The 4,281-nt window shown below is 50.9% G+C and carries 1 protein-coding gene; it reads left to right on the forward strand.

What is annotated here, in order from left to right; genetic code table 11:
• Nucleotides 1–441: 441 nt before the first annotated feature.
• On the forward strand, nucleotides 442–4,281 hold a 3,840-nt coding region (locus tag H8K29_RS17685), incomplete at its 3' end, for a GBS Bsp-like repeat-containing protein (RefSeq protein ID WP_186898656.1).

The following is a 4,281-nucleotide window of genomic DNA, read 5'->3' on the forward strand; positions in this document are numbered from 1 at the left end:
GGCGGTATGTTGTTGTTTTTTTACGTCGATAAAGTAAATGAAATAGTCGGTGTAAAGAGGTGGGTTGTTCATACGGCATGAACACGATTCTCTTTCTCCCGTAAGCGATCGCCAGCAATTGTCTCTCCGGTAAATCATCATTATTATATTTTTCAGTAGAAAGACTATAAAGATATTGATTGCCTTAATAGAAATGTTTCGTTACATTCACTGTTTTTTAAAATAAACATTGCTTTTTGTTTACCATAAAAAGCAACTGTTGCCGAATGTGGCTCAACGGAAGTCGTGATGAAGCATTTCTCTCTTAGTTCAGGCGTATCAACATCCTCTCACCACCCAATCAACGCTTCTGAGCGTGATTTTATTGATACGGCGACCCTGCGCAGATGGAGTTGGCTCTGTCTTCTCTTGTCTCTATGCCTCTTTCTTGGCAACACTGTATTGGCGGCACCTTATAATCCGAATGCCCCCAGATTGACGGTTACGCGGACACCAGCTCCTCTCGTTGCCGGACAACCTTACAGCGTTTATTGGTCGGCGGGGAATGCGGAGAGTCTTAGTTATAGCTGCAGCTCTAGCGGCACCGGTTTTACCGGTGAAGGCGAAGTGCCACTGAATGGACAATCCAGCGGACTCGCTGAGCCGGGTTGGGTGGGGTATCCGACGACCTGTATCTGGACTGCAGTCGGCGCAGATGGGTCTTCATCTTCGGCCGTTGACTATTTCGCGACAAATCCAGCCCCATTACCTGCGCCGACCTGTCAATCTGTTTATGCCCAGGCATCAACGACCAGTGCGACCTCAGGTACGTTCCGGATATTTGCAACCGGCGTGCAAAATGCCAGTGCGGTATCGTTTCCGACATGGGGTGACAGTGGCGGACAAGATGATCTGGTCTGGTATCCAGGGACGAACTTAGGAGGAGGAACCTGGATTGCAGATATCAATCTGAGTAATCATAAACAAGGAAACCCGGAATTTGGTAACTTTAATACCCATGCGTATGCCAGCAATGCCGACAACAGCAATACATTTTGCGGTTATACGAACTGGAGCCGGGTACAGCCATTAACGCCACCGTCACTGAATTTTAGCGCTTGCAGTACCAACAGTCCCACCGTAGGTCCAACAGCAGCCTCCATGAGCTGCACCTTAAACAATGCCGGGCAGACTCCGGCAACAAGTATTAGCTATTCCAGTCTGCCGGGCATCCATGTTCAGGGACCCAACTCTTGTGCCGCAGGTGCAACGTGCGGAACGGTTTTAGTTACGACCGACTCCGCTGCCGGATCCTACAGCGGCACATTAACGGCCGTTCCGAATGCTGGAAATTCTGCCAGTGTGACAGTCGGGCTCGTGGTCCGGCAGGCACCCACCATCAACGTTATCCGGACACCATCTCCCATGGTGGCCAACCAGAGTCACTATATCCAGTGGCAAACGACGAACGCAGCATCCGTGAGCTATCGTTGCACTGCATCTGGTTCCGGCTACCAGGGATCGGGTAATTTAACGCCGGTGAATGGAACATCAACACCAACGCTTGCGGATCCATTATGGGTCGGATTTGATTCAACCTGCGTCTATACCGCAACAAGTCCAGAGGGTGTCACTGCAACCTTTACCGAAACGCTCAAAACAAATCCAGCACCGGTCATCGTCGATCCACAACCCACCATCAACATCATTCGTACACCATCACCGATGGTGGCAAATCAAAACCAGACACTGCAATGGCAAACAAGCAATGCGGTTTCACTGACCTACCGTTGCACATCTACAGGGACAGGTTTCCAGGGGAGTGGGTCGCTCACGCCATTAAATGGTACAGGGGCACCCAGTTTGGCGGATCCTGGGTGGGTAGGATTTGATTCAACCTGTGTTTATACAGCGACAAGTGCCAGTGGTAAAACAGCCAGTTACACCGAGATTCTCAAAACCACCCGTGCTGCGACAGTCGGCGCTATGCCGGCAGCCGCATTGCAAGCGACGCCAACCAATGTCAGAGTGAATAGTGGCAGTACCACACCGATCGTGTTGACGGGTAGTGGCTCAGATAGCGATGGCTATATCGCCCGGCTGGATCTGTTTCAGGATAGCGGTAATGGTGATAATGGCAGCGGATATAGCGCAACACCGATTAACACTGTGACTGCCAACAGTGCCAATGCAACGATCTCACACACCCAGTTACTGGGTGCTGGGTTGTATCGTTTTAAATTGCGCAGTACCGACAATAATGGCAACTTCACTGAATCTGCACCCGTTATCGTCAATGTCACTAACAGTAGTTTATTAGGGCAGGTGAATGGTGTTCGCAGTGACAATAGCGGCAACGTCACGCTGAATGGCTGGGTGTGTGAGGATGGTAATAGCCAGGCCTTAAATTACCAAGTGTATGTCAAAGCACCGCCCAATCTCGGCGGACAACTTCTGGCGTCCGGTGTGGCCAACATCGCGACAGAAAAAGATACTGAAGCAGTGCAGGCACAATGCCACACGCCGGGGATATCCCATCACTTCCAGATGGATCTCAATAGTTACAGTGCCCAATATGCCGGAGAAACGGTCTATGTCGTCGCTCAGACCGGTAATAATTCCATCTTACTTCCTTGTAGCGACAATAACTGTACCGTCCCCGGCAGTTTGCGAATTGGCCTGACGACCCCGGTTGATGGAGATCACTACACAGGTGTAGCCAACGTATTTATGCGGGCGAAACTCAGTAATGCAGCGGCACCTTATGATGAAATTGCATTTGGTATTGATAATGAGTGGATCGCCGGTGCAGCAGATACGGCAGCAGATACCTACTTTGCGAATAAAACAGGCTTGGCGCCGCGCAGTACACCGTACCTGGTGATGGCCAAAGTGCGTAAAGGCAACAGCACCGTCTATTCCGTTGCCAACCGCATTTATGTTGATGGCGTGGTTGCGACCACACTCACCGTCAATAGTCCGGCGAATGGAGCAAGTGTCACCTCTGGCGCGATAGTGAATCTGTCGGCGACATTCACGGGCACCGCAGGAAGTGTGAAGTTCTATGCAAACGACATACTGATTGCCAGCGGCACGAATAATGGTGGCCAATGGACGGCGCAATGGGTCGCCGGTGCCGCAGCGAGCTATGCGATAACGGCAAAAGCCTTTGATGGTGCCGGTACGCTCCTGACAACATCACCTGCGACGAACCTGACAGTGACGGCAACGCCGGATAGTGGGACAGGCGCTCTGTTGCCAGTCAATATTACGCCTCCACATTTAGGTAATCCTGATGCCGGAACATTGCCAGGAAGTTTGGATGTGAATAAAAATGGTGGGGCGACCTACAGTATGGCAATTGACGTGCCGCCAGGAACAGGTGGTTTACAGCCGCAATTGACGCTCAATTACGATAGTCAGGGGAATAATAGCGTACTTGGTTTAGGTTGGAGTTTAGGTGGGTTATCCAGTATCCATCGTTGCGGCAAAACGATTGCCCAAGACGACGTCAATGGACGGATCAGCTTTGATCATGGAGATCGTTTATGTCTTGATGGTCAGCGCCTGATATTAGCGAACCTGCCGTTGACTGACGACAATTATTGGGCAGACAACGCGGAATACCGGACTGAAATTGAGAGTTTCAGCAGAATTACGGCACAAGGCAGTGGCAATCAACGCAGCTTCAAAGTTGAAAGTAAAGATGGCCGTGTAATGAGCTTTGGCAACACCAAAGATAGCTTTGTCCAAGCGATCGTTGGCCCAGTGAATAGCGGTACGACTGCACCACAGCCGCAGCAGAAAAATGGAGCGCAATCCTGGGCGATCAGTGAAATGCGAGATCGTTCCGGTAACTATGTTCGTTTCAGTTACGAGCAAGATGACAAGACTGGCGAACATCACGCGACGTTCATCCGTTATGGTGGTAACGGCTCGTCATCCCACGCTGCAGTACAGTTGACTTATGAAGGCAGACCCGATGCGTGGAAGCGTTACATAGATGAATCGCGTAACGATTTGCGCCAGCGTATCACCCATATCAAAACCTACACAGGCAACAACCTGGATGGTGATGTGAGTGCAAGTGGAACAATCGTGCGCGATTACACGATGCACTACGAGCAAAGCCCGACAAGTGGTCGCAGCTTACTGAATTCGGTTTCTGCTTGTGCGCGTAATCCACAGACGGGAGGTATGGATTGCTTACCGGCGACAACATTTGCGTGGGGGAAACCGGATCCAGGCAAGACGCCGGGCTTTGAGAGTAAAGGGATTTGGGCTGGCGCTCCGACTATGAGT

This window comes from Undibacterium sp. CY21W (assembly GCF_014284265.1).
GTDB lineage: Bacteria > Pseudomonadota > Gammaproteobacteria > Burkholderiales > Burkholderiaceae_D > Undibacterium > Undibacterium aquatile.